Raw genomic sequence first — 3,157 nt, forward strand, 5'->3', positions numbered from 1 at the left:
CTTTCTCAGAAGTCGCGGGGGTCGCCCCGCGCAGTGGTGCAGCCGCACGGGGCCGGGCGCCGTCGGCGTCGGCCGCCCCGCCCGGGGCGGGGGGGGGCCCCGGGCCGGGCGGCGGCAAGTCGGGGAGTCGGGCGGGCGGCCGGGCGAGGGGCGTTGGTGCGCGGCCGGGCCCGTCGGGCGGCTAGATGTCCCGGAAGATCTCGATCTGCGCCCCGATCGAGTTCAGCCGCTCCGCCAGGTCCTCGTAACCCCGGTTGATGACGTAGACGTTGCGCAGCACCGACGTGCCCTCGGCCGCCATCATGGCCAGGAGGACCACCACGGCCGGCCGGAGTGCGGGCGGGCACATCATTTCGGCGGAGCGCCAGCGGGTGGGGCCCTCGACCAGGACGCGGTGCGGGTCGAGCAGCTTGACGCTGGCGCCGAGCCGGGTCAGGTCGGTCAGATAGATGGCGCGGTTGTCGTACACCCAGTCGTGGATCAGGGTCGAGCCCTGCGCGCTGGCCGCGATCGCCGCGAAGAACGGCACGTTGTCGATGTTGATGCCGGGGAACGGCATCGGGTGGATCTTGTCGAGCGGCGCGCTCAGCTTCGACGGGCGCACCGTCAGGTCGATCAGCCGGGTGCGGCCGTTGTCCGCCGGGTACTCCGCGCTGCGCTCGTGGTCGAGCCCCATCTCTTCGAGCACCGCGAGCTCGATCTCCAGGAACTCCACCGGCACTCGACGGATCGTCAGCTCGGACTGGGTGACCACGGCCGCGGCGAGCAGGCTCATCGCCTCCACCGGGTCCTCGGACGGGGCGTAGTCCACGTCGCGGTCGATGTGCGCGACGCCGTGCACGGTCAGCGTGGTGGTGCCCACGCCCTCCACCCGTACGCCCAACTGCTCAAGGAAGAAGCACAGGTCCTGGACCATGTAGTTGGAGCTGGCGTTGCGGATGACGCTGACGCCGTCGTGCCGGGCGGCGGCCAGCAGCGCGTTCTCGGTCACGGTGTCGCCGCGCTCGGTCAGCACGATGGCGCGGGTGGGGGCGACCTTGCGGTCGACCTCGGCGTGGTAAATGCCCTCGGTCGCGGTGACTTCGAGGCCGAAGTGGCGCAGCGCCGTCATGTGCGGCTGGACGGTGCGCGTACCGAGGTCGCAGCCGCCCGCGTACGGGATGCGGAACCGGTCCAGGCGGTGCAGCAGCGGGCCCAGGAACATGATCACGCTGCGGGTGCGGCGGGCGGCGTCCATGTCCATGGCGGCCAGGTCGAGTTCGGCCGGCGGCACGATCTCCAGGTCGTTGCCGTCGTTGATCCAGCGGGTGCGGACGCCGATGCTGCCCAGCACCTCCAGGATGCGGTAGACCTCCTCGATCCGGGCGACGCGGCGCAGCGTGGTGCGGCCGGCGTTCAGCAGCGAGGCGCACAGCAGGGCGACGCAGGCGTTCTTGCTCGTTTTGACGTCGATGGCGCCGGAGAGCTGCCGCCCGCCGACGACCCGCAGATGCATCGGACCGGCGTACCCGAGCGACACGATCTCGCTGTCCAGGGCCTCGCCGATCCGAGCGATCATCTCAAGACTGATGTTCTGATTTCCCCGCTCGATGCGGTTGACGGCGCTCTGACTGGTGCCGAGTGCCTCTGCGAGCTCCGTCTGGGTCCAGCCACGGTGCTGGCGGGCGTCGCGGATGAGCTTGCCGATGCGGGCGAGATAGGCGTCTGTCATGAGATCGATATTATCTCAGATATGAGATGTGCTCATGTTGCGGCTGATGCACGGCGTGCCGCGGGTGAGCGAGCGACGGCCGGGGCGCCAGGGGGTGTTCGTGGTGATGGGCGGCCATTGTCGCTAGTCGTACGGATACGGGGGGTGTCTCGTCGGCGCGGCGTGCCGGTACGAGGCGTACGGAGATGGGCCGTACGGAGATGGGCTGTACGGGGGGGTGAGCCGTACGGGGGTGAGCCGTGCAGGGGGTGAGCCGTGCGGGTGCGTCCGCCGGTCGCTCCGGTGCCCGGTGGCGTCTCCCCGCCCGGTGGCCGACACTCCGGCCGTACGGTCCTGACCTGGGGCAACGTCCGCGGCTTGGCGCGTCGTTGGGGGGTGCGGGCGGACGGCGGTCGGGAAGGTGCTGCGGGCAATGAATTGCCAAAGGACTGTCATTGTTGCGTGCCGCAGGGGCCTCTTACGGTGCTGGTGGCTGGAGTGCCCACGCCACCCGCATGCGCGTAGCTGTCCGTACTTCCGTAAGTCGCTGCACTTTCGTCAAGTCGCCTGCACTTTCTGAAAGAGGTCTCACCATGCGCCATTCCCTTGCCCACCGTGCCCGGGCCGTCGTCACCCGCCGTCCGCGGCGGACGCTCGGCGTCGCGGTCGGCGCGGGTGCCGTGCTGTTCGGACTGGTGGCGGTGCCCAGCGCCGGCGCCGCCGACGAGCAGAGTTCGCCGGAGACCGCCTCCGCCGTGCGGTTCCCCGCCAGCCCGCGCGCCGGCCAGGCCGCCCCCGCATCCGAGGAGGTCTCCAAGGTCCGGGTCACCCGGAACGAGGTCCCGGTCAAGCCGGGCAGCCGGACCAAGGTGACCGTGACGGTCGACTCGCCCGAGGCCGGCCACATCTGGGTCTACCTGGACCGCGCGCACATGGGCGAGATGGGCCCGCAGTGGGCCAACGGCCCGCACCCGGGGCTGACCGCCAAGCCCAACAAGAAGTGCGTGTTCTTCGCCGACACGGAGAAGATCGGCATCGGCACCGGGTTCAAGTGTCCGACCCCGAAGGGCCACTCGAAGGTCGTCTTCACCGCCAAGGTGCCGCGGAACCTGCCCTCCGGCTCGGTGGCCTACTTCGACGCCTACCACCAGGTCGGCTCGTCGGTGTGGAACGCCGGCTCCTACTCGGGCGGCTTCGGAGTCAAGTAGCCCCGACCGCGGCGCGCGGGGCCGCGCCTCCCCGGGCCGACCGGCACGCCGTGCCCCGTACGGCCGCCCCGCGCAGCCGCCGGCGCGGCCCGGCGTGATCCGGCCCCGCCTGGCCGTGCCCCCGCACCGCCGTGCCCCGCGCCCCGGGGGGGGGGGGGGCCCCCCCCCCCCGGGCCCCCCCCGGGCCCCCCCCCCCCCCCCCCCCCCCCCCCCCCCCCCCCCCCCCCCCCCCCCCCCCCCCCCCCCCCCCCCCCCCCCC

At 72.3% G+C, this 3,157-nt stretch carries 2 protein-coding genes and 1 pseudogene; 1 reads left to right on the forward strand and 2 read right to left on the reverse strand.

All coding sequences use genetic code 11. The features are described 5' to 3' along the window. Nucleotides 1-181: 181 nt before the first annotated feature. Complete coding sequence (locus AAHZ94_RS31480) at nt 182-1,711, reverse strand: helix-turn-helix domain-containing protein (RefSeq protein ID WP_349997124.1); 1,530 nt, start codon at nt 1,709-1,711, stop codon at nt 182-184. 572 nt (nt 1,712-2,283) lie between these two features. Between AAHZ94_RS31480 and AAHZ94_RS31485 the strand changes: the two genes are divergently transcribed. Next, entirely contained in the window at nt 2,284-2,898 is a 615-nt protein-coding gene (locus AAHZ94_RS31485; RefSeq protein ID WP_349997125.1) for a hypothetical protein, read from the forward strand. On the opposite strand, the pseudogene AAHZ94_RS31490 reads toward AAHZ94_RS31485, so the two are convergent. Beyond that, a pseudogene (locus AAHZ94_RS31490) lies at nt 2,891-3,157 on the reverse strand (hypothetical protein); the annotation flags it as partial. The gene AAHZ94_RS31485 and the pseudogene AAHZ94_RS31490 sit on opposite strands and share 8 nt — an antisense overlap.

Source organism: Streptomyces sp. HSW2009 (assembly GCF_040240285.1).
Taxonomy (GTDB): Bacteria; Actinomycetota; Actinomycetes; order Streptomycetales; family Streptomycetaceae; genus Streptomyces.